Origin of the sequence: Frateuria soli, from assembly GCF_021117385.1 — a bacterium.
GTDB lineage: Bacteria > Pseudomonadota > Gammaproteobacteria > Xanthomonadales > Rhodanobacteraceae > Frateuria_A > Frateuria_A soli.
In genome coordinates this window covers 2,310,151-2,330,894 of sequence record NZ_CP088252.1, presented here as the reverse complement: position 1 = coordinate 2,330,894, position 20,744 = coordinate 2,310,151, and the positions used below count along the sequence as shown (strand labels likewise).

At 68.1% G+C, this 20,744-nt stretch carries 19 protein-coding genes and 1 tRNA gene; 11 read left to right on the top strand and 9 right to left on the bottom strand.

The annotated features are described in order from the left end of the window. The first annotated feature begins 6 nt into the window (after positions 1-6). The 5 genes from LQ771_RS10710 to LQ771_RS10690 all read left to right on the top strand — a co-directional run bounded on the left by LQ771_RS10710 (position 7) and on the right by LQ771_RS10690 (position 4,546). Positions 7-558 carry a protein tyrosine phosphatase family protein gene (locus LQ771_RS10710; protein WP_231349388.1) on the top strand — a complete coding sequence of 184 codons (552 nt, stop codon included), beginning with the start codon at positions 7-9 and terminating at the stop codon, positions 556-558. A gap of 173 nt (positions 559-731) precedes the next feature. Next, positions 732-1,220: a regulatory protein RecX gene (locus LQ771_RS10705; RefSeq protein WP_231349387.1), complete on the top strand. Its 489-nt coding sequence runs from the start codon at positions 732-734 to the stop codon at positions 1,218-1,220. 55 nt (positions 1,221-1,275) lie between these two features. After that, positions 1,276-3,903: an alanine--tRNA ligase gene (gene alaS / locus LQ771_RS10700; RefSeq protein ID WP_231349386.1), complete on the top strand. Its 2,628-nt coding sequence runs from the start codon at positions 1,276-1,278 to the stop codon at positions 3,901-3,903. 270 nt (positions 3,904-4,173) lie between these two features. Further along, positions 4,174-4,380 carry a carbon storage regulator CsrA gene (gene csrA, locus LQ771_RS10695; protein ID WP_231349385.1) on the top strand — a complete coding sequence of 69 codons (207 nt, stop codon included), beginning with the start codon at positions 4,174-4,176 and terminating at the stop codon, positions 4,378-4,380. Positions 4,381-4,453: 73 nt separating this feature from the next. Continuing rightward, positions 4,454-4,546: transfer RNA gene (locus LQ771_RS10690), tRNA-Ser, on the top strand. Positions 4,547-4,638: 92 nt separating this feature from the next. On the opposite strand, the gene LQ771_RS10685 is transcribed toward LQ771_RS10690, so the two are convergent. From LQ771_RS10685 to LQ771_RS10660, 6 genes are all read right to left on the bottom strand, one after another. Then, complete coding sequence (locus LQ771_RS10685; RefSeq protein ID WP_231349384.1) at positions 4,639-5,097, bottom strand: thioredoxin domain-containing protein; 459 nt, start codon at positions 5,095-5,097, stop codon at positions 4,639-4,641. After that, positions 5,094-6,257, bottom strand: coding sequence for a sialidase family protein (locus LQ771_RS10680; RefSeq protein ID WP_231349383.1), 1,164 nt, complete (start codon positions 6,255-6,257; stop codon positions 5,094-5,096). Before LQ771_RS10680 ends, LQ771_RS10685 begins: the two co-directional genes overlap by 4 nt. Positions 6,258-6,270: 13 nt before the next feature. Next, positions 6,271-8,526, bottom strand: coding sequence for a TonB-dependent receptor (locus tag LQ771_RS10675; RefSeq protein WP_338030333.1), 2,256 nt, complete (start codon positions 8,524-8,526; stop codon positions 6,271-6,273). 186 nt (positions 8,527-8,712) lie between these two features. Continuing rightward, entirely contained in the window at positions 8,713-9,291 is a 579-nt protein-coding gene (locus LQ771_RS10670) for a response regulator transcription factor (protein WP_231351894.1), read from the bottom strand. A gap of 69 nt (positions 9,292-9,360) precedes the next feature. Then, positions 9,361-10,629, bottom strand: a complete 1,269-nt coding sequence (locus LQ771_RS10665; protein WP_231349381.1) for an ATP-binding protein — start codon at positions 10,627-10,629, stop codon at positions 9,361-9,363. A gap of 42 nt (positions 10,630-10,671) precedes the next feature. Beyond that, complete coding sequence (locus LQ771_RS10660) at positions 10,672-12,228, bottom strand: peptide MFS transporter (protein WP_231349380.1); 1,557 nt, start codon at positions 12,226-12,228, stop codon at positions 10,672-10,674. A 245-nt stretch (positions 12,229-12,473) separates the two neighbouring features. Between LQ771_RS10660 and LQ771_RS10655 the strand changes: the two genes are divergently transcribed. From LQ771_RS10655 to LQ771_RS10640, 4 genes are all read left to right on the top strand, one after another. Then, positions 12,474-12,860 carry a diacylglycerol kinase gene (locus tag LQ771_RS10655; protein WP_231349378.1) on the top strand — a complete coding sequence of 129 codons (387 nt, stop codon included), beginning with the start codon at positions 12,474-12,476 and terminating at the stop codon, positions 12,858-12,860. A gap of 93 nt (positions 12,861-12,953) precedes the next feature. Continuing rightward, entirely contained in the window at positions 12,954-13,577 is a 624-nt protein-coding gene (locus LQ771_RS10650) for a LemA family protein (RefSeq protein ID WP_231349377.1), read from the top strand. Between the two features lies 1 nt (position 13,578). After that, a complete protein-coding gene (locus LQ771_RS10645) occupies positions 13,579-14,484 on the top strand; it encodes a TPM domain-containing protein (RefSeq protein WP_231349376.1) in 906 nt (301 codons plus the stop codon). Further along, positions 14,484-14,987 (top strand): TPM domain-containing protein, encoded by a 504-nt coding sequence (locus LQ771_RS10640; RefSeq protein ID WP_231349374.1) that lies wholly within the window; start codon positions 14,484-14,486, stop codon positions 14,985-14,987. The genes LQ771_RS10645 and LQ771_RS10640 overlap by 1 nt, the downstream gene beginning before the upstream one ends. An 84-nt stretch (positions 14,988-15,071) precedes the next feature. Here the strand turns inward: LQ771_RS10640 and LQ771_RS10635 are convergent, their stop codons facing one another. Beyond that, positions 15,072-17,024 carry an alpha/beta hydrolase family protein gene (locus LQ771_RS10635; RefSeq protein ID WP_231349373.1) on the bottom strand — a complete coding sequence of 651 codons (1,953 nt, stop codon included), beginning with the start codon at positions 17,022-17,024 and terminating at the stop codon, positions 15,072-15,074. A gap of 226 nt (positions 17,025-17,250) precedes the next feature. On the opposite strand from LQ771_RS10635, the gene lgt reads away from it, so the two are divergent. After that, positions 17,251-18,132, top strand: coding sequence for a prolipoprotein diacylglyceryl transferase (lgt, locus tag LQ771_RS10630; RefSeq protein ID WP_231349372.1), 882 nt, complete (start codon positions 17,251-17,253; stop codon positions 18,130-18,132). A gap of 88 nt (positions 18,133-18,220) precedes the next feature. Here the strand turns inward: lgt and LQ771_RS10625 are convergent, their stop codons facing one another. Beyond that, positions 18,221-19,228, bottom strand: coding sequence for a TIGR00266 family protein (locus LQ771_RS10625; RefSeq protein ID WP_231349371.1), 1,008 nt, complete (start codon positions 19,226-19,228; stop codon positions 18,221-18,223). Between the two features lie 131 nt (positions 19,229-19,359). On the opposite strand from LQ771_RS10625, the gene LQ771_RS10620 reads away from it, so the two are divergent. Next, a complete protein-coding gene (locus tag LQ771_RS10620) occupies positions 19,360-20,154 on the top strand; it encodes a thymidylate synthase (RefSeq protein WP_231349370.1) in 795 nt (264 codons plus the stop codon). Between the two features lie 17 nt (positions 20,155-20,171). Here the strand turns inward: LQ771_RS10620 and LQ771_RS10615 are convergent, their stop codons facing one another. Next, the gene (locus LQ771_RS10615; RefSeq protein WP_231349369.1) at positions 20,172-20,741 is read right to left on the bottom strand and encodes a GNAT family N-acetyltransferase; all 570 of its coding nucleotides are present in this window, start codon (positions 20,739-20,741) and stop codon (positions 20,172-20,174) included. Positions 20,742-20,744: the final 3 nt, after the last annotated feature.

Below are 20,744 nucleotides of genomic sequence, written 5' to 3'. Positions count from 1 at the left end.
AAACCCATGCTCAAGCCGGGAAGGACTTTTCTGCTGGCGGCGCTGGTCGGCATGGCCGGCGTGATGGTTGCCGCAAGTGCGGCGAAAGCCCCGCCGTCCGCCGATGTGCAGGCCCATGAGCTGCCCGGTGGCGTGTGGATAACCGGGCAGGTCAAGCCGGAGCAACTGTCCGGACTGGTCGACAGGGGATTCCGTGCCGTGGTCGACCTGCGCCCCGATGGCGAGGCCGCGGACCAGCCCGGCTCCTCGCGGATGAGCCAGGCGACCGCAGCGGTGGGCTTGTCCTTTACCTATATCCCCGTGCGGCACGGAACCATTGCCGCCGACGCGGTGGACGAACTGGGGCAGGTGCTCACCTCGTCGGACAAACCCGTGCTTCTCTACTGTGGCAGCGGCCGGCGCGCCGCGCGCACGTGGGCGCTGGCCGAAGCGTCGCGTTCCGACGGCCTGGATGAGGCCGCCATCCTGCGGGCGGTCAGGGAGGCGGGCCAGGATGCGAGCGAGCTGCAATCCGATATCGCGCGGCGCATCGCGCTCAGGGCGGAAACGACGCGATGAGCGATGTGCGGGACGTGGTGCCGGACGGCGCGGCCCGCGCGGGTCCGGTCGTGCTGGCGTCACGGGTCCTCCCTCGTCTCGGCTTGGCGCTGACCGGTCTGCCGGACGCGATTGCCGGCGCGAGCTTCGTGCCGGCACCCGGTCTCGTGCAGCCCGGGTGCTGAGGGGGCTCCATGCCGCGCAAGCCCGCGTCCGGAAAGCCGCCTGCCGCCTATGACGTGGCCTTGCGGCTGCTCGCGCGACGCGAACACTCGGCGCAGGAACTGAAGCGGAAACTGGCGGCGCGCGGGCTGGAGGGCGGCGAGAGCCGCGAGGCCATCGACCGCCTGCAGGACCAGCGCTACCAGGACGACGAACGCTTCGCGGCGATGCTGGTGCGCAACCGTGCCGCGCAAGGCTACGGCCCGCAGCGCATCCGCGCCGAGCTCAAGACCCATGCCGTGACCGACGCGCGCATCCGTCAATTGCTGGAGGAGGCGGAGGTCGACTGGGAGGAGTCCGCGCTGGACCAACTGCGCCGCCGCTATGGCCGCAAGGCCCCGGCCGACCACGCCGAACGCGCCCGGCGCGCGCAATTCCTCTTGCGTCGAGGCTTTGCCGCCGCCACAGTACGACGTGCTACCCACGCCGAAGTGGACGACGCTGCCGACGAAATCGACTGATTTCAACGGCGGTGGGCCGCCGGCGTGGCCTTTTTTGTCTATCCCGCCACCGCCCATGAAAACCGCCGAAATCCGCAACGCCTTCCTTGAATTCTTCCGCGCGAAGGACCACGCCATCGTGCCGTCCAGCTCGCTGGTGCCGGCCAGCGATCCCACGCTGCTGTTCACCAACTCGGGGATGGTTCAGTTCAAGAACGTGTTTCTGGGCAGTGAAAAGCTTCCGTACGCGCGCGCCGCCGACGTGCAGCGCTGCCTGCGCGCCGGCGGCAAGCACAACGACCTGGACCAGGTCGGCTACACCGCGCGCCACCACACCTTCTTCGAGATGCTGGGCAACTGGTCGTTCGGCGACTACTTCAAGCGCGAGGCCATCGCCTATGCCTGGGAGCTGCTCACGGGCGTGTTCAAGTTGCCGGCCGAGCGCCTGTGGGTGACGGTCTACCAGACCGACGACGAGGCGTACGACATCTGGAACAAACAGGTCGGCGTGCCGGCCGAACGCATCGTGCGCATCGGCGACAACAAGGGCGCGCCCTACGCCTCGGACAACTTCTGGCAGATGGCCGACACCGGTCCCTGCGGCCCCTGCACCGAGATCTTCTATGACCACGGCCCGGGCGTGGCCGGTGGCCCGCCGGGCTCGCCCGACGAGGATGGCGATCGCTACATCGAGATCTGGAACCTGGTGTTCATGCAGTTCGACCGCGCGCCGGACGGCACGCTCTCGCCGTTGCCGGCCCCCTGCGTGGACACCGGCATGGGCCTGGAGCGCCTGGCGGCCGTGCTGCAGCACGTGCACTCGAACTACGAGATCGACCTGTTCCAGCACCTGATCCGCGTGGCGGGCGAACTCACCGGAACCAGGGACCTGGCCAACAAGTCGCTGCGTGTGATCGCCGACCACATCCGCGCGTGTTCCTTCCTGATCGTGGACGGCGTGCTGCCCTCCAACGAAGGTCGAGGCTATGTACTGCGCCGGATCATCCGTCGCGCGCTGCGCCATGGCTGGATGCTCGGCGTGCGCGGCGAATTCTTCTGGAAGATGGTCGCGCCGCTGGTCGAGGAGATGGGCGCGGCCTATCCCGAGCTCGCCGCCAGGCAGGCCTTCGTCGAGGACGCATTGCGCACCGAGGAGCAGCGCTTCGGCGAGACGCTCGAGCACGGCATGCGCGTGTTCGACGAGGTGGCAAAGAAGGCAGGCAACACCATTTCGGGCGCCGATGCGTTCCGCCTCTATGACACTTACGGTTTTCCGGTCGACCTGACCGGCGACATCGCGCGCGAGCGCGGCCTCACCGTCGACATGGCCGGCTTCGAGCAGGCCATGAACGAGCAGCGCGAGCGCGCCCGCGCCGCCGGCCGTTTCGAAGCCAAGGGGCAGATGCCGGCGGAGCTGGCCAGTCGCCTGGCGCCCACGGTGTTCCTGGGTTACGAGGCGCTGGCGGCGACCGGCAGCAAGGTGATCGGCATCGTGCGCAACGGCGAGCAGGTCGACGCACTGGACGATGGCGAGGAAGCGTTGCTGATCCTCGACCGTACGCCGTTCTACGCCGAGTCCGGCGGCCAGGTGGGCGACACCGGCGTGCTGAGCCATGCGGACGGCCGCTTCGAGGTCGACGACACGCTCAAGATGGGCGGCGTGTTCTTCGGCCACGCGGGCCGCTGGCACGGCGTGGCGCTTCGCACCGGCGACACCCTGGACGCCCAGGTCGATACCGCGCGTCGCCAATCCACCGTGCTCAATCACTCCGCGACCCACCTGCTGCACGCGGCGCTGCGCCAGGTGCTTGGCGAGCACGTCACGCAGAAGGGTTCGCTGGTGGCGCCCGAGCGCCTGCGTTTCGATTTCTCGCATTTCAAGCCGGTCAGCCGCGAGGAGCTCGCCGCGGTCGAGGCGCTGGTCAACGCCGAGGTGCGCCGCAACGCGCCGGCCGAGGTGCACCAGATGGCCTATGACGATGCCATCGCCTTCGGCGCGATGGCGCTGTTCGGCGAGAAGTACGGCGACGACGTGCGCGTGCTGAAGATGGGAGACTTCTCCACCGAGCTGTGCGGCGGCACGCACGTCAGCCGTACCGGCGACATCGGTCTGTTCAAGATCGTCAGCGAGGCGGGCGTGGCCTCGGGCGTGCGCCGCATCGAGGCGGTGACCGGCGATGGCGCGCTGGCTTTCGTCGCCGACGAGGAGCGGCGCCTGGCCGAGCTTTCGCACCTGCTTTCGGGCAGCGGCGACGACGTGATCGAAAAGCTGCGCCAACTGTTCGACCGCCAGAAGAAGCTCGAGCGCGAACTCGAATCGATGCGCAGCAAGGCGGCCGGCAACGCCACCGCCGACCTGGCCGGGAACGCCCGCGACGTGGGCGGCATCAAGGTGGTGGCAGCACGCCTGGAGGGGTTCGACGCCAAGTCCCTGCGCGACAGCGTGGATCAGCTCAAGCGACAGTTGGTCGATTGCGTCGTCCTGCTGGCGGGCGCCGCCGACGGCCGGGTCTCGCTGGTGGCCGGCGTGCACGGCGCAGCGCTTGGCCGCATCAAGGCCGGCGATGTGGTTTCGCACGTCGCGCAGCAGATTGAAGGCAAGGGCGGTGGGCGTCCCGACATGGCCCAGGGTGGCGGTCTGGATACCGCACAGCTACCGGTCCTGCTGGAGGCTCTGCCGGACTGGATCGGCCAAAGGATGTAGCCGCTCCAGGGCATTGTGAATCGGGTATTTATCGCCCTCGAAATGCGTTGCGCACGGCGCTTGCGCTCGGCTAGTATCGAACGACTGGCGGCAGCACGAATCCCGATGCCGCCGCGAGGCAAGGGCATTCATGGTGAATGCCTTGGCTGTGAGCCGGGGAAGGCGGTAGGGCCTTCGACGGACTTTCGTCGAACTGACTGGCGGGGAGCTCCAGGGGTGAAGCTCCATCGGCAGCAGGCCTGTGACAACAGCGTAATGGAGTAATACAACATGTTGATTCTGACCCGCAGGGTCGGTGAGACCCTGATGATCGGTGACGAGGTGACCGTTACCGTTCTGGGCGTGAAGGGCAATCAGGTGCGGATCGGCATCAATGCCCCGAAGAACGTGGCGGTGCATCGCGAAGAGATCTATCAGCGGATCAAGGGCGAGCACGAGTCCGGTAGCAGCACGTCCGGCGAAACCGGCGAACACTGATCACGAACGCTTTACCTCGGCGGCGTCGGCCGGTATCCTTGCCGGCTCCGCGAAAGTGCGGAACACACCACCCGGAGAGATGCCCGAGAGGCCGAAGGGGCTCCCCTGCTAAGGGAGTATAGGGTCAAAAGCCTTATCGAGGGTTCGAATCCCTCTCTCTCCGCCAGACATGCGAAACGCCCCGACCGGGGCGTTTCGCGTATCCGGGGATTGCGTTCCAGGCATCCCGCCGTCAGCTGTTGACTGCCTGCTTTCGGATCAGGGCAAAAGCCTCTTCAATTGCCTGGTTGTCAGCTCGCCACTGAATCCCTGTCGCGAACCGTCGGCACGGATCACCAGCACGCGCGGCGTTTCGCCGCCCCATTCCGGATCGAGCAGGTAGTTGAGTCGCTCGGGCGTGGCCTCGGCGTAGGCGCGGGCGGGCCAGGCGGCCATGCCGGCGGCGGCAAGGCGCTTTTCGATGGCCGCGGCGTGCGCCATGTCGTCGGTGGCGACGGTGACCAGCTCGATGGCCTTCGGGTGCGCCTGCTGCAGTCGCGCCAGCGCCTGCAGGTTCGGTTCGCAATACGCGCAATCCAGCGCCCACAATGCGATCAGGCGTTCGCCGTGCGCGGGCGGGGCGAGCAGGGCGGGAACCTCGGCCGCGGTCAGCGGCCGCAAGGTGCCGGCGGTGGCCAGCACCGGCAGCAGGAGGACGGCGGCGAGCCAGCGTCTCATGGCGTGTCGGCAGGGAGCAGACGGAAGCCGGCCGCGGTGTTCCATGCAACGAAGGCATGGCCGTCGCGCAGCAGCAACTGCGGCGAGCCGACCGCGACGGTGGCGATGGCCAGCGTGCGCGGCGCACCGAAGTGCAGGCCGCCGTCGTTCGAGCGGCGCAGCATCAGCGCTTCGCCCTTGGCATCGACCTGGTTCCACGCGAGCCATACCGATTTGCCGTGTACCGCGATGTCCGCATGGCTGGCGCCCCCGCCGGCGATCGCCTGCGCGCGCGCGGCACGTTGCCCGGGCTGGAGCTGGCCGTACCAGATGGTCGGCCTGCCATTGGCTTCGTACCAGACCGCGTGGCGGGTGCCATCCGGCGCAATCGCCAGGCCGGGACCGTGGTGAGGGCAGCCGGCGATGTGCCAGTTGCTGAAAGTGGCACGCTCGGCACGGCTGGCCCCGCCGTCCGTGCGCAGCACGGCGAAGGCGTGGTCGCGGATGTTGTCGCCGTAGACCGCACGGAAGAACGAGGCGATATCGCCTGCGGGCGTGGGGGCAAGCGCGATGCGGCAGCACTCGCAACTTTGCTCCGCGAGCTTGCGTTCGGGAACGAAGCTCTCGCCGCGATCGTTGGACCAGGCGTAGTACACGGCGGCGCCCAGGTACGGCTTGCCCGCCGCCTCGGCTGCAGCCTGGTCGCGCTTGTCGATCCAGGCCAGCAGCACGCGGCCCTTGCCGTCGACCGCAAGCGCATCGAAGCGGTGGGTGATTTCGGCGCGATCGTGGTGCACGGTGATGGGGTCGGAAAAACGGTTGCCGCCGTCCAGCGAACGGGCGAAGCGCACGAAGCCGGTCCACGGCGTGGCACGCGGTTGCGACCAACTGACGTAGATCTCGCCCTTCGGGCCGAACGCCAGCTTGGGACGGTTCTCGCCGTCGGCGTAGATCGGCTCAGGGGTGGCGTTGACGGACACCGGCGCGCTGAAGGTCCTGCCCAGGTCGTCCGAGTGGCGCAGGCGCACGTGGCCGTCCGCGGTATCGGCGAGCCAGAGCCGGCCCTGCGCGTCGAACGCGGCGCTCGCGCCCAGTGGCGGCTCCTTTGGCATGGCCATGTGCTCGCGCGCGATCACCGGCGCGACGGCCAGGCAGAGCAGCAGGATCAGCAGGCGACGCATGGCATTGCTCCCGCTACAGGTCCCAGCGCACGCCGCCGACCCAGGTCCGGCCGGCATACGGGTGGTAGACCCAGTAGCGCGCGTTGGTGAAGTTGTCCACGCCCAGCGATGCGGTCCAGCGTGGGGCGAAGTGCCAGCGCACTTTTGCATCGGCGACCGTGAAGGCGCTGACTGCACCGTAGGTGTCCACGAAGTCGCTGTTGTCCAGCGTGCCGCGCTGGCTGCCGGAGCGGCGGATGCCGAGCGAGGCCTCCCAGCCATCGGTAAAGCGGTAGTCGGCGAACAGGCTGGCGCGCAGGCGCGGGATGCGCGGGAACCACTTGCCCTCGGCCAGCGGGTAGCGTCGGTCGCGCAGGGTCTTGGCATCGTTCACGGCCACGCTCGCGGTGAGGTCCAGTCCGGGCGTCCAGAGGTCGGTCAGCGCAAGTTCGCCCTCGATGCCGCGGATGCGGGTGAGGTCGATGTTCTGCACGTTGGTGACGGTGGGTGTGACGGTGATGTCGGTCTGCGTGTAGAGCGCGTCGGCGATGCGGTCCTGGAACAGCGAGACGCGCCAGTGGCCGCGGGCGAGTCGCTGCTTGAGCGTGAGATCGAGCGAGTTGTCGCGCTCGGGCTTGAGGTTGGGATCGTTGCCGACGACCGCGTTGGCGGAAATCGAGCCCTGGAACAGCTCGGCCACGGTCGGGTAGCGCACGGCCTTGCCCCAGGCCAGGCGCAGTTGCCAGTCGGGCGCGAAGTCCCACTCGAGCGCGGCCTTGGGCGACAGGTCGCTGCGCTGTCGGTCGGCGTAGCGCACGGTGGTGGTGCTGTCCGCCCGGCGCCCGCCGTAGGCGCGCCATTGTTCCCGGCGTGCTCCCAGCGTCAGCGCCCAGGCATCGGCGAAGCTCCACACGTCCTGCAGGTAGGCGGCGCGAGTCTGCGTGCGGCCGGCGAATGCGCTCGTCAGCGGACCGTCGGCCGGGCCTCGCCAGTCGGTCGCCGCGTGGACCCGGGAATCGAGCACGTAACGGTCGCCATGCAGGCCGGCATAAAGCATGTGTGTGTCGCCCAGCGGGCCGGAACTGCGCAGGTCGAGCGTGTCCCAGCCCGAGCCGGCGTTGTCGGCCGCCGTGCCCGGACCACCCAGGGGACCGATGGGCGGCGCCAGCGAGGCGGAACGAGCAAGCGCGCGGGCGAAGTCGTAGTGGCTGGCGACGGCGGTCCAGCGCCAGTCATGGGACCAGTGGCCATTGAGCTCGGCGCCGTACAGCAGGTGGGTGTCCTCGCTGGCGCTCGGCGCCAGGCCGCTGGGCGGCAGGGTCCAGGTGCGGCCGTAGGCGCTGATGGTGCCCGCGGTGACCGGCTGACCGTCCGCGTCGCGCAGGAAGCTGCGCGTACGGTCCTCGGCGTGGTTGTGCCACCAGCCGAGCGTGAACAGCGCGGCCACGCGATCGCTTAGGTCCACGCCGAGCTTGAGCTTGGCCTGCGTCTGCACCGTGTGCGCGATGCTGTTGGCGCCGTAGACCAGGCGCGGACCGCCGTTGGGATTGCGGTCGAGCGTGGCGCCGTCCACCGCGATCGCGGCCGACGGATCGCCGCCGGTCCTGGCGATGGCGTACTGCATCGGCTGGCCGTGGTTGTCCAGCCGGTCGAGGGTGAGGAGCCAGCTCCAGCGGCCCTGTCTGTTGCCGAGCGAGACGGCGGCATGGCGTCCGTTGTAGTGGCCGCCGCCACCGTAGGCATCGTGGAAATCCTGGCTCATGGCCTGCACGCTGGCGCTCGCGGTGAGCCGTTCGGGCAGATGCGTGTGGATCAGCACGGTGGTGCCGATGGAGTTGCCCGGGTAGAGCGCCGAGTAGGGCCCGTACAGCACGTCGACCGCGCCGATTTCCTCGGGCGTGACCATGCCCCAGCGCGGCGCGCCGTCCCAACCGTTGGTCATCAGGTTGGAGAGCAGCAGGCCGTTGGAATAGACCAGGCTGCGCGCGCTCTGCAGGGTGCCCGCATTGCGCCCGCTGATGATGGCGTTGGGATCGCCGATGTAGCGTGCGCGCACCTGCAGGTTGGGTGCGAAGCGAAGTGCATCGGAACTGGTGGTGACGTTCTGCCGTGCGAGCTGGGCGCGGTCGATGCGCACGCTGATGGCGGGTGTCTCGGTGACCTGGGTGTCGCTGGCGTGCACCATCACCGGAGCGAGCGTGGTGGCTTGTGGTGGGGTGTCGGCGGCGTGCAGCAGGCTGGGGATGGCCAGCATGGCGAGCACGCAGATGCCGGGCGATCGGGGATTCACGGTCAAGTCTGGACGTGGGTCGAGGCTTCGCAGCATAGCGGCGCCAATGTGCACGGCCAGATGACGCGTTGTCGCACGGGAGTGTGGAAAGCGCATCCCCCGGGGAATCGCAGGGGTGGGCTTCGGCCCACCATTGCGTGCGACGTTGTCGGTCGGTGGACTGAAGCCCGCCCTACGACGGCACGATCACTCGCCCGCGTCGGGCCGCTCGCGCACCGGATGCTTGCTCAGCTTGCGCTGCAGCGTGCGGCGATGCATGCCCAGCCGACGTGCGGTCTCGGAGATATTGCCGTCGCATTCGGTCAGCACGCGCTGGATGTGCTCCCATTCCAGTCGGCGCAGCGCGAGCGGCGCCTCCGGTGCCTCTGGCGGCTCGTCGTCGGCGGGTGCCGGGCCTTCGCCTTCGAGCAGGGCGCGCACCACCGCATCGGCGTCGACCGGCTTGGCAAGGTAGTCGTGCGCGCCGCGCTTGATCGCTTCCACGGCAGTGGCGATCGAGGCGTAGCCGGTCAGCAGCAGGATGCGCATCTCCGGCACCAGCGCGTGCAGTTCGGAGATCAGCTTCAGCCCGTTCTCGTCGCCCAGCTTGAGGTCCAGCACGCAATAACGTGGCTGGTGCCGCCGGGCCAGCTGCCGCGCCTCGTCGGCTCGGGTCGCGCCGATCGCCTCGAAGCCGCGCGAGCCCAGCGCGCGGGAGAGCACGCGCACGAAGGTGGCGTCGTCGTCGACGATCAGCAACTGACGGGGAACGTTGGCATCGGTCATGGGCATGCTGGCAGCGGTGTCGGAGCGGCCATTCTTGCCCGAGTGCGACGCACTTGCACGCTTCCTGCCTCAGCCGGCCTTGATCGCGGCCAGCGGAAGGCGCAGTCGCACCTGTGCGCCTTGCCCGGTGTTATCCGCCGTCAACTCGCCATTGAGGCGCTCGGCAGTGGCTTCGGCCAGTGCCAGGCCCAGTCCCAGGCCGCCCTGCTTGCCGCTGCGGCCAAGCTCGCCCAGTTCCGCCTGGCTGTCGAAGCCCGGGCCGTGGTCGCGCACGGTCAGCTCCAGCCAGCCGTGCTCGCAGCGGATCTGCAATTCGACCGCATCCGACCCGCTCGATTCGGAGGCGTCAGCCGCGTTGTTGAGCAGGTTGATCAGCGCATGGCGCAGGCCCGCCGGCACGCGCAGCACCAGCCGCGCGGTGGCGTCGGGCAGGTCGAGCGCGAGCTCGGCCTCCGGGCGCAGCAACTGGAAGCGTTCCAGGCAGCCGTGCACGAACGCCTGCAGGGACATCCGCTCGGCCTCCTGCGACAACTGTGCCTGGCCGAAGGCGACCATCTCGCGCAGGATCGTGCGGCAGCGGTCCACTTGCTCCTGCAGCAGCGCGAGATCCTCTTCCAGCAGGGCGTCCTGCGCGTGCTCGCGGCGCAGTTCGGGCAGCAGCGTGCGCATGGTGGCCAGCGGCGTGTTGAGCTCGTGTGCGGCGCCGGCGGCCTGGGTGGCGATGGCAAGGATGCCCTCGTCGCGCAGCGCGCGCTCGCGCACCCGCTGCACTTCCAGTTGCTGCATGCGCAGGGCGCGTGCCAGCCGGTTGATGAAGAAACCCAGCAGCAGCGCGGTGATCACGAAGTTCACGCCCATGCCGAGGATGTGCAGCGAAAAGCCGCCGCCGTGCATGGGCAGCGGCAACGGCTCGTAGCGATACAGCAGCAGCAGGTACGCCACGCCCGCCAGTGCGGCCACGGCCAGCACCGCCGGCACTGACAGTGCCGCGGCGGTCAGCGCGATCGGCACCAGCAGCAGGGTCACGAACGGGTTGCTGGCGCCGCCGGTGAAGTAGAGCAGGTAGCCCAGTACCAGCGTGTCGACCGCCACGTGCAGGATGGTTTCCCACTCGCGCACCGGCCAGGGCTGGCCCAGCCGCCAGGCGGCGAACACGGCGAACACCGCCAGCGCGCCGATGCCGGTCAGCAGCGGCAGCAGCGGGATGGGCAGGTGCATCCAGAAAGCACAGACCAGCACCGCGACGCTTTGCCCGGCGATCGCGCACAGGCGCAACCACGCGAGCATGCGTGTCAGGGCGTAAGGCCCGATGCGGCGGTTGGCGTGCCGGTGGGGCATGGCGCGAAAAAGGCGCCGCGGTGGCCCGCGGCGCCCTCGGGATCAGCCCGGCAGTTCCCAGCCTTCCTCGCTGCGAACCGGCGGTAGCGGGTCGGCCGCGGCGGCATGCTCGGCGTGGCTGTTGGAGAGCTTCTTCATCAGCGGCAGCACCGCCACCGCGATCGCCGTGCAGCCCAGGCCCACCCAGCCGAGCTTGGTGAACAGGCTGGTGTAGATCTCGAGCGACTGCAGCGGGTCGTTGAGGCCCTCGGGAATGTGCGCGAAGTTGGCCACCACGCTGCCCAGGTACTGCGAGATGCCCGAGGCGACGTAGTAGGCGCCCATCATGAAGCCGCCCATGCGCGCCGGCACGTAGCGGGCGATCATCGCCAGGCCCAGGCCGGACACCAGCAGCTCGCCCAGCGAGTACAGGCCGTAGCCCCAGACCATGGTCCACGAGGAAACCTGGCCGGCGACGGCCCAGTTCGCACCGATGCCGTAGACGAAGAAGCCCGCCGCCACCGCGGCGAAGCCCAACGCAAACTTGGCAGCGACGGAGGGATCCTTGCCGATGCGGCCCAGCGAGTTGTAGATGAATACCAGCACGGGGCTGAGCAGCACGATCCAGATCGCGTTCAAGTTCTGGTACTGCTCGGGAATCCAGGTGAACAGGTGCACGCCGAACACGCTGAAGTCCAGGTTCACGTTCTTCTGCGCGAACAGGTTCAGCGAGGTGGACATCTGCTGGTAGAAGATGAAGAAGAAGATCGTCTGCACCGTCAGCACCAGTGCGGCGACCAGGCCGGCGCGCTCGCTGCGTTGGCTGGAGCGGATCAGGTGGATGAAGATGCCCAGGATCACCACGCCGGCGGCATACACGCAGATGCGCGCCACCGTCTGGCTCTGCAGGATGAAGGCCGAGACGAACACCATGCCCACGGCCGCCAGCATCACCGCGCCGAAGCGGGCGAGGTTGAACGGCTTCTGGTCAGGCGCCGAGCCGATATGGCGCAGCGTGCGGCTCATCAACACGTAATTGATCAGGCCCAGCAGCAGGCCGATGGCGCAGATGCCGAAGGCGGTGTGCCAGCCCCAGGCATCGCCGTAGCGCTCGCCCACGTAGTCACGCACCCAGGGGGTCAGCGTCATCGAGATCATCGAGCCGACGTTCACCGCCATGTAGTAGATGGTGAAGGCGCTGTCGATCTTGGTGTCGTCGCCCTCGTAGATCTTGCGCACGAGGTTGCCGGCGTTGGGCTTGAAGAAGCCGTTGCCGACGATGATCACGCCCAGCGCGACATACAGCAGGTAGGGGTTGTCGGTCGGAATCCACAGCATCGCGTAGCCAAGGCCCAGCACCACCGCGCCGGTGAGCATCGTGCGGCGCGTGCCGATCAGCTTGTCGCCGACCCAGCCGCCGATGGCGGGCGTGGCGTAGATCAGCGCCGCCGCTGCGCCCCAGACCAGGTTGGCGTGCGTGTCGACGAAGCCGAGCTTCTTCATCATGTAGGTGACCATCAGCACCTGCATGCCGTAGAAGCCGAAGCGCTCCCACATTTCGATCAGGAATACGGTGCTGAAGGACCGCGTTTGCGATACGGGTGGATTCTGGATTGCCATGGAGTTTCCGAGCGGATTGACACTGACTGCCGCGGGGCGGCCTGCTCTGCAACCCTGAACCGGGGTGCAATCATCCGAGGGTAACCCATCCGTCAAACGCGTGACGCTGCAGTGCGACATGCGGCCTGGCGACGGACGCTGTGGCACTATGGCACGCTTGCCGCCGGCCGATCGCGAGTAGCCGCCCATGTCGACAGCCCCGTTCCCGCCGCTTCGCGGCGCCTGTGCGCCAAAGGCCTGAGCCGATGGCTGCCGAAGGTTTCCGCGGGCCGCGACAACTGTGGAACGCACTGCGCTGGTCGATGAAGGGCCTGCGCGCCGGATGGCGTCACGAAGCCTCGTTCCGCTTCGAGGTGTACCTGGCGATCGTGGTGCTGCCGCTCGGGCTTTACCTGGGACACGATGCGCTGGAGAAGCTGGCGCTGGTCCTGCCGATGTTCCTGGTGCTCTCGGCCGAACTGCTGAACTCCGCGATCGAGGCGGTGGTCGACAAGGTCAGCCCCGAGTTCCACGAGCTGGCTGGCCGGGCCAAGGACATGGGTTCGGCGGCGGTATTCGTGCTGCTGGTTTTCATGGGCCTGAGCTGGGCGCTGATCGTCGGCCCGCGCCTGCCCGCGATCCTGGGGATGTAGGCCCGGGGTGGCCGAAGCCCATCCTGCGACATTCGTTGACGCTGGCCGGAGGCTGACCCTACGCTGGCGTTCCCACCCATCCGGAGTGCCGTCATGAAGACCCTTCGCGTGCTCGTGCTGTCGCTGCTGGCCGTGCTGCTCAGCGGCTGCGGCTACAACGCCATCCAGCGCCAGGACGAGGCGGTGAAGGCCGCCTGGTCGGAAGTGCTCAACCAGTACCAGCGCCGCGCCGACCTGGTGCCGAACCTGGTCAACACGGTCAAGGGCTATGCCGCGCACGAAGAGCGCGTGCTTACCGAGGTTACCAACGCGCGCGCCCGCGTCGGCAGCGTGCAGGTCACTCCGGAAACCATCAACGATCCGCAGAAGCTCCAGCAGTTCCAGCAGGCGCAGGGTGAACTGTCCAGCGCGCTGTCGCGGCTGATGGTGGTCAGCGAGCGCTACCCCGATCTGAAGGCGAACGGCCTGTTCCAGAACCTCCAGGCGCAGCTGGAAGGTACCGAGAACCGCATCACCGTGGCGCGCAACCGCTATGTGCAGTCGGTGCAGGCTTACAACTCGATGATCCGCACTTTCCCGAACAACCTCACGGCGAAGATCTTCGGTTACCAGACCAAGCCGAACTTCACGGTGGAGAACGAGAAGGCGATCTCGACTGCGCCGACCGTCGATTTCGGCACGCAGGCGCCGGCACCGGCCGGCTCGGCCGCGCACTGACATGGACCGCCGCCGGCCACAACGGGCGTGGCTGCTGCTTTGCCTGCTCCTCCTTGGCGCGGGCTGGGCAGCGCAGGCGGCCGAAGTGCCCACGCTGCAGCGCCACGTCACCGACCTGACCGGCACGTTGAGCTCGCAGCAGGTCGATGAACTCGATGCCCAGCTGCAGGCGCTGGAGAAAAACAAGGGCGCGCAACTGGTGGTGCTGATGATCGGCAGCACCGGCGAGCAGGACATCGAAAGCTACTCGCTTGCAGTGGCCGAACAGAACAAGGTCGGCCGCAAGGGCACCGACGACGGCGTGCTGCTGCTGGTGGCCAAGGACGACCGGCGGGTGCGCATCGAGGTCGGCTACGGGCTGGAGGGTGCGATTCCCGATGCCGCCACGGCCCGCATCATCCGCGAATACATCGCGCCGAAGTTCCGCGAGGGTGACTACTACGGCGGCATACACGATGCGGTGGGTGCGCTCACCCAGTTGATCGACGGCGAGCCGTTGCCGCCACCGGTCCAGGGCGCGCCACGCGAGCACCGCGGCATCGGTTTCCAGCAGGCGCTGTTCATCGGCATCTTCATCGCCTTCTTCCTGCGCAGCCTGTTCGGCCGGGCCAACCTGTTCGTGCGCACGCCACTGGGAGCCGGCATCACCGGCGGCATCCTGTGGCTGGTCGCCGCAAGCCTCGGCGCAGCGGCGCTGGGCGCGATCATCGGGGGCTTGTTCATGCTGCTGCCCGGCAGCGGCGGACGTTCGATCGGGCGCGGCGGCTGGGGTGGCTGGGGCGGCTTCGGCGGAGGCGGTTTTGGTGGTGGTGGCGGCTTCGGCGGCGGCGGTTTCGGCGGCGGAGGCGGCGGCTTCAGCGGGGGAGGCGGCAGCTTCGGCGGCGGCGGTTCTTCGGGGAGCTGGTGATGACGCCCATGCAGCGATTGTTCGCCAATCTGTTCGGCGGCTGGTTCCAGCTGCGCCAGCGTTTTCCCGCGATGTTGCTGGACGACCTGGCCAATGCGGTCACCGTGGGCGAGCGTGGTCACCTTGGAGAGGTGCGTTTCGCGGTCGAGTCACGCCTGACCGTTCGCGCAGTGCTGGCCGGCGTGGACGCGCGCACGCGCGCGCAGGAAGTCTTCGCGCAGTTGCGCGTGTGGGACACGGAGGAAAACTGCGGTGTGCTGATCTACCTGCTGCTGTCGGAGCAGCGCATCGAGATCCTGGCCGACCGCGGCATCGCACGCCGCGTGCCGCAGGCCGAGTGGGACGCGATCTGCCAGCGCATGCGCGACGCCTTCGCACGCGCCGAATGGCGAGCCGGCAGCCTGGCCGGCATCGAGGCCGTGCACGCGCTGCTGCGCGAGCACTTCCCGGCCGGTGACCATCCCAACCCGGACGAGTTGCCGGACCGGCCGGTGGTGCTCTAGCAGGGAGGTCCCGCACTGGCGGCAAGACTGCCGCCAAGTGCGGGAAGGGCCCGGAACACGCAGGCGCGTGCCTGCGCGACGGTCCTAGGCCCCCTTGCCGATGTACTTCTCCAGGAAGGCCTGAAGCGTGTTGTAGAGCTCGACGTTGTTCTTCTCGCTGAAGAAGCCGTGCTCTTCGTGGGGCTTGCTCATCCACTCATAGGGCTTGTGCGCCGCCTCCAGTGCGGCGCGCATGGCCTTGGCCTGGGCGAACGGAGCACGCTCGTCGTCTTCGCCATGGATCAGCAGTACCGGCACGTCGATGCGATCCGCCAGCTTGTCGGGCGAATTGGCGTCCAGCGCGGCGTCGTCCTTGCCGATCACGGTGGTGAGGTAGCTGCGCCCGGACTCGCGCCGGCGCACATCGCCCTTGTTGTACATCATCTTCAGGTCGTACACGCCCGCGTAGCCCACGGCGCACTTGAACAGTCCGGGGGCGCGGATAGGCGCCATCATCGCGGAGTAGCCGCCGAAGCTCGCGCCGAACACGCAGATGCGGCCGGCATCCGCGTAGTGCTGGTCGATCGCCCATTTCACGCCATCGATGAGGTCCTGCTGGATGCGGGTACCCCACTTGAGATAGCCGGACTCGGAGAAATTCTTTCCGCGACCGGAGGAACCGCGATAGTTGACTTGGAGCACCAGATAGCCACGGCTGGCGAGAAATTGCGCATTGTTGTCGTAGTACCAATCGTCGCTGGTCCAGTAGGGGCCGCCGTGTGGAAGCAGGACCATCGGGAGATTGCGCTCCGGCCGGCCCGGCGGGATCGTGAGGATCGCCTCCAGTTCCGTGCCGTCGCTGGCCTTGAAGCGCAGAGGACGGCGCTCGGCCATCTTGGCCGGGTCGATCCAGGGCTCGATGGCGAACAGCTTGCGCACCTTGAAGCTTGTGGTGTCGATCAGGTAGTAACTGCCCGGATCGCGATCGCTGCTGACCAGGAACAGCAACTGCTTGCCATCGTCGCTGTAGTTGAGGAAATCGACGAAGCTTCCGGGGAAGGCCTTGCTCAGCGCCATGTGCAGCTTGGCGGAAGGCAGGCTGGGGTCGAGGTAGCTGGCCCGCGGCACGCCATTGGCAAGCGCCGTCGCGAACGGTCGGCGAGGTGCCGCTGTCCAGAGAATGTTGCCGATGCTGGCGAACGCATCCGAGGCCAGTAGGGTCCGGTTGCTGCCGTCTTCGGCCTGCTCGACCAGCGCAGCCGGCCCGCCGTCGGCGCTGTACGACGCGTAGATGCCCTGGCCGCCAGGTGTGTAGGTGAGCGGCGTGAAGCTCCGGCCAGTGGTGCCTTGGTCCATCTGGCGCCAACCGGATGGATCGCGGTGGTAGACGCGATAATTGAAGTCGTTGCCGTCGCCGTAGGCAAAGTGCGCCAGCCCGTCGGCGCCGATCATGAAGCTCATCCCGTCCACATCGATGTCGCCGATCAGGCGCCTTGCATTCTTGGTCGCGTCGACGTCGTAGAGCGAGTAATGGCCCTGGTTGTCCCAGGTCTCCGTCTCCATGTAGAAGTGCCCGTTGGCGATCTCCGGCGTCCCCACCACGAAGCCCCATCCACGGTCGACCGCGCGCGAGCCGGCTCGGCGGCCCAGCGTTCCCTCGTAGCCGTAGATGTAGTCCTGATGCTTGCCGTCCACGTCGGTGGCGAGCAACTCGCCGTAGAAGGCGGGCTTGTCCAGAGAGCCTTGCTGCCGGCCCTTTGCGATCACCAGCCGGGTCGAACTTACCCAGGTGATGCCCATCGGGATCTCGTACTTGGGCATGCGCAACATGCTGACCGGCTTCTGCATGTCCTCGACCCGGAAGACGACCAGCGCATGGCCGCTGTTGTCGTTGTCGTCCATGCGCACGGCGAGAAACTTGCCGTCGGGCGACAACTGCGGGTTCGAGATCGCCGGGCGACGCGCAAAATATTCGACCGGAATGGAGTCGCTCGACCAGGCGGCGGCAGGCAGCATGAGGGCAGCGGTAAGCGCCACCCTCACAAATCGGTATGTCATGATGTTCCCCCCCAAGGGCACGCTCCATGTGACGCCCGGCCGCGAGGAGCGGCATCGGCCGGCCGGATGCGCCACCGGTTGGTGTCCGGTACCGCCGCCTGCGCCCCCTGTGAGGTGCGTGGCTCCGCGGATCGATTCTAGCCAGCTGGCAGTGCCGGGACCAAGGGCCTGCGTCGTGCCGCCGCGCGAGGCTACACTTGCTCTCCGTCCATCCGTTCCGCGAGCCATGGCCCAGCCCTTCACCGTCCAGTTCGACCCGGTCGCCTTACACATCGGACCCGTGCAGGTGCACTGGTATGGCCTGATGTACCTGCTCGGCTTCCTGGCCGCCGGCCTGCTCGGCGAGCGACGGCGCCAGCAGGGGCGGCTGCCGGTGAGCCGTGATGCGCTGAGCGACCTGGCGTTCTACGCCATGCTGGGCATCATCGTGGGCGGGCGCGTGTGGTACATGCTGTTCTACTACGCCGGTGGCCTGCACTGGATCTGGACCGATCCACTGGCGCTGTTCAAGGTGTGGGACGGCGGCATGAGTTTCCACGGCGGCCTCATCGGCGTGCTGGTGGCCGCCTGGTGGTGGTCGCGGCGGCATCGGCTGCACTTCTTCGACACCATGGACTTCGTCGCGCCGCTGGTGCCGCTGGGGCTGGGCCTGGGGCGGCTGGGCAACTTCATCAACGGCGAACTGTGGGGCAAGCCCGGCGACGTGCCGTGGGCGATGATCTTCCCGAATGCCAAGCCGGAGGACGTGCAACTGGCGCACGAGCAGCCGGCGCTGGCGCAGCAGCTGGCGCAGTTCGGCGGCATCCCGCGGCACCCTTCGCAGCTGTACGAGATGGCGCTGGAAGGCATCGTGATGTTTGCGGTGCTGTGGCTGGTCTCGATGAAGCCGCGGCCGCGTTACCTGGTGTCCGGCCTGTTCGCGCTGATGTACGGCTGCTTCCGCTTCGCCGTCGAGTTCGTGCGCGTGCCCGACCCGCAGCTGGGTTACCTCGCCTGGGGCTGGCTCACGATGGGGCAGGTGCAGTCGCTGCCGCTGATCCTGGTAGGGCTGGTGCTGGTGGCGATGTCGCGCAGGGCGCCCACGCTGGTGCCCGCGGCGCACGGTTGAGATATTCGTGGGAGCCCGCTTGCGGGCGATGCCTTGAGTCTTGCCAGAAAAGCATCGCCCGCAAGCGGGCTCCTACAAAGTCCCGTGGTCAGAAGTTGTTGTCGCCGCCGATCAGGTCACCCAGCCCGCCGAGGATCGAACCTTCGCCGCGGCGCGTTCCGCCGCCCTGCGGCGCGGCCGCCAGCATGCGACCGGCCATGCGCGAGAACGGCAGCGACTGCAGCCAGATCTTGCCCGGACCGGTCAGCGTGGCCAGGAACACGCCCTCGCCACCGAACAGCATGCTCTTGATGCCGCCGACCGGCCTGACGTCCATGCTCACGGTGTCGTGGAAGGCGACCACGCAGCCGGTATCGACGTCCAGCCGCTCGCCGGGTTTCAGGTCGCGCTCGACCACGGTGCCGCCGGCGTGCACGAACACCCAGCCGTCGCCCTCGAGCTTCTGCATGATGAAGCCCTCGCCGCCGAACAGGCCGGTGAGGATCTTGCGCTGGAAGTAGATCCCGAGCTGCACGCCGCGCGCGCCGGCCAGGAACGAATCCTTCTGGCAGATCAGCCGCCCGCCGTGCTCGGAAAGTTTCATCGCCATCACCGTCCCGGGGTAGGGTGCTGCGAAGGCGACCCTGGCCTTGCCGCTGCCGGTGTGGGTGAACACGGTGGTGAACAGGCTTTCGCCGGTGATCACGCGCTTGCCGGCGGACATCAGCTTGCCCATCAGGCCGCTGCCCTGGTTGGCGCTGGAGCCGTCGCCGAAGACGGTATCCATCTGCACCGCCGATTCCTTGTACATCAGGGAGCCGGCCTCGGCGATGGCGCTCTCGCCCGGATCGAGCTCGACCTCGACAAACTGCATGTCGGTGCCGACGATGCGGTAATCGACCTCGTCGGAAGCGCCGTAGCGACCGGCCGGCACCGGCGGCGGGGCGACTGCCATGTCGGTGGCGGGCTGGAACACGCTGTGGATCGGCCGCCACTCGCCGAAGCCTTCCTTCCAGCAGTAGCCGTCGGGACGGCTGCGCGCCTGGGCGCGGGCAGCCTCGTCGTCCAGCGGACCGATGCGTTCGTTGTTGCCGTAGCTGAAATACCACTGCGTCATGTTGGCGTCCCTTGGTGGATGGCGACGAGTCTAGGCTGGGACGGGGTGACAGGGGGAGTGACGGATGTCACCGGCGCGGCCGGAGCCCCCCGCAGGCAAACCTTGCCGCCACGGTCCGCTAGAATCGTTCCATGCGCGCCTACCTCGACCTGCTCGACCACGTGCTCCACCACGGCACGGAAAAGACCGACCGCACCGGCACCGGCACCAGGAGTGTGTTCGGCTGGCAGATGCGCTTCGACCTGGCCAAGGGCTTCCCGCTGGTCACCACCAAGAAGGTGCACTGGAAATCGGTGGTGCACGAGCTGATCTGGTTCCTGCGCGGCGACACCAACATCGCCTACCTGAAGGAACACGGCGTCAGCATCTGGGACGAGTGGGCCGACGCGCAGGGCGAGCTCGGTCCGGTCTACGGCCGGCAATGGCGGGCCTGGCCGACCGCCGACGGCGGCACCGTGGACCAGATCCGCTGGGTGGTCGACGAGATCCGCCGCAACCCCGACTCGCGCCGCCTGATCGTAAGCGCCTGGAACGTGGGCGAGCTGCCGAAGATGGCGTTGATGCCCTGCCACACGCTGTTCCAGTTCTACGTCGCCGACGGCAAGCTCTCCTGCCAGCTCTACCAGCGCTCGGGCGACATCTTCCTGGGCGTGCCCTTCAACATCGCCAGCTACGCGCTGCTGACCCACATGGTCGCGCACGTGTGCGGCCTGGGCGTGGGCGACTTCGTGCACACGCTCGGCGATGCGCACCTGTACAGCAACCACCTCGAACAGGCACGGCTGCAGCTCAGCCGCGAGCCCCGGCCGCTGCCGCGCGTGGTGCTCGATCCGGACGTGCGCGTGCTCGAGGATTTCCGCTTCGAGGACATTGCGCTGGAGGGCTACGCCCCGCACCCGGCCATCAGGGCGCCCGTCGCGGTATAGGGCTGCACCGGCCCGCCTTACGTCTCGCGCGCCAGCAATGCCCGCAGCGCCGGGGTGTCGCGCAGTTCCGCAAACGGCACCACCGGCGACGGTCGCCCGGCCGGGGGCTGCAGGGTCTTCTGCCACACGCCCACGTCCCACCAGCGGCCGAGCTTGTAGCCGCTCTGCCGCCACTCGCCCGCAGGCGCGAAACCCATCGCCTCGTGCAGGCGCACGCTGGGCCCGCCCGGCAAGGTGATCACGCCGACAGCCTGGTTGATGCCCTGCAGGCGCATGGCCTCCAGAAGCGCTCCGTACAGGCGCCGCGCGACCCCTTTGCGCCGGGCATCCTCGCGGACGTAGATCGAGGTCTCGGCGATCCAGTCGTAGGCGGCACGCTCGCGGAAGCGGCTGGCGTAAGCGTAGGCCAGCACCTCGCCTTCCCCCCACACCAGCCAGGGGTACTGCGCCAGGCGCGCGACGATCCGTTCGCGCATCGCCGGCACCCCGGGCAGCGCGGTTTCGAAAGTGGCGGCGCCATGGGTGACCGACGGGGCGTAGATCGCATGGATCTGTGCCGCGTCGTCGGGGCTGGCGATGCGGATCATGAC

Excerpts from the sequence above, each read along its gene's own strand:
- lgt (WP_231349372.1), top strand. The coding sequence starts at position 17,251 with ATGGCCCAGCCCTTCACCGTCCAGTTCGACCCGGTCGCCTTACACATC.
- csrA (WP_231349385.1), top strand. The coding sequence starts at position 4,174 with ATGTTGATTCTGACCCGCAGGGTCGGTGAGACCCTGATGATCGGTGAC.
- LQ771_RS10665 (WP_231349381.1), bottom strand. The coding sequence starts at position 10,629 with ATGCCCCACCGGCACGCCAACCGCCGCATCGGGCCTTACGCCCTGACA.
- LQ771_RS10660 (WP_231349380.1), bottom strand. The coding sequence starts at position 12,228 with ATGGCAATCCAGAATCCACCCGTATCGCAAACGCGGTCCTTCAGCACC.
- LQ771_RS10680 (WP_231349383.1), bottom strand. The coding sequence starts at position 6,257 with ATGCGTCGCCTGCTGATCCTGCTGCTCTGCCTGGCCGTCGCGCCGGTG.
- LQ771_RS10655 (WP_231349378.1), top strand. The coding sequence starts at position 12,474 with ATGGCTGCCGAAGGTTTCCGCGGGCCGCGACAACTGTGGAACGCACTG.
- LQ771_RS10650 (WP_231349377.1), top strand. The coding sequence starts at position 12,954 with ATGAAGACCCTTCGCGTGCTCGTGCTGTCGCTGCTGGCCGTGCTGCTC.
- LQ771_RS10640 (WP_231349374.1), top strand. The coding sequence starts at position 14,484 with ATGACGCCCATGCAGCGATTGTTCGCCAATCTGTTCGGCGGCTGGTTC.
- LQ771_RS10625 (WP_231349371.1), bottom strand. The coding sequence starts at position 19,228 with ATGACGCAGTGGTATTTCAGCTACGGCAACAACGAACGCATCGGTCCG.
- LQ771_RS10685 (WP_231349384.1), bottom strand. The coding sequence starts at position 5,097 with ATGAGACGCTGGCTCGCCGCCGTCCTCCTGCTGCCGGTGCTGGCCACC.
- LQ771_RS10635 (WP_231349373.1), bottom strand. The coding sequence starts at position 17,024 with ATGACATACCGATTTGTGAGGGTGGCGCTTACCGCTGCCCTCATGCTG.
- LQ771_RS10615 (WP_231349369.1), bottom strand. The coding sequence starts at position 20,741 with ATGATCCGCATCGCCAGCCCCGACGACGCGGCACAGATCCATGCGATC.
- LQ771_RS10620 (WP_231349370.1), top strand. The coding sequence starts at position 19,360 with ATGCGCGCCTACCTCGACCTGCTCGACCACGTGCTCCACCACGGCACG.
- alaS (WP_231349386.1), top strand. The coding sequence starts at position 1,276 with ATGAAAACCGCCGAAATCCGCAACGCCTTCCTTGAATTCTTCCGCGCG.
- LQ771_RS10670 (WP_231351894.1), bottom strand. The coding sequence starts at position 9,291 with ATGACCGATGCCAACGTTCCCCGTCAGTTGCTGATCGTCGACGACGAC.
- LQ771_RS10705 (WP_231349387.1), top strand. The coding sequence starts at position 732 with ATGCCGCGCAAGCCCGCGTCCGGAAAGCCGCCTGCCGCCTATGACGTG.
- LQ771_RS10645 (WP_231349376.1), top strand. The coding sequence starts at position 13,579 with ATGGACCGCCGCCGGCCACAACGGGCGTGGCTGCTGCTTTGCCTGCTC.
- LQ771_RS10710 (WP_231349388.1), top strand. The coding sequence starts at position 7 with ATGCTCAAGCCGGGAAGGACTTTTCTGCTGGCGGCGCTGGTCGGCATG.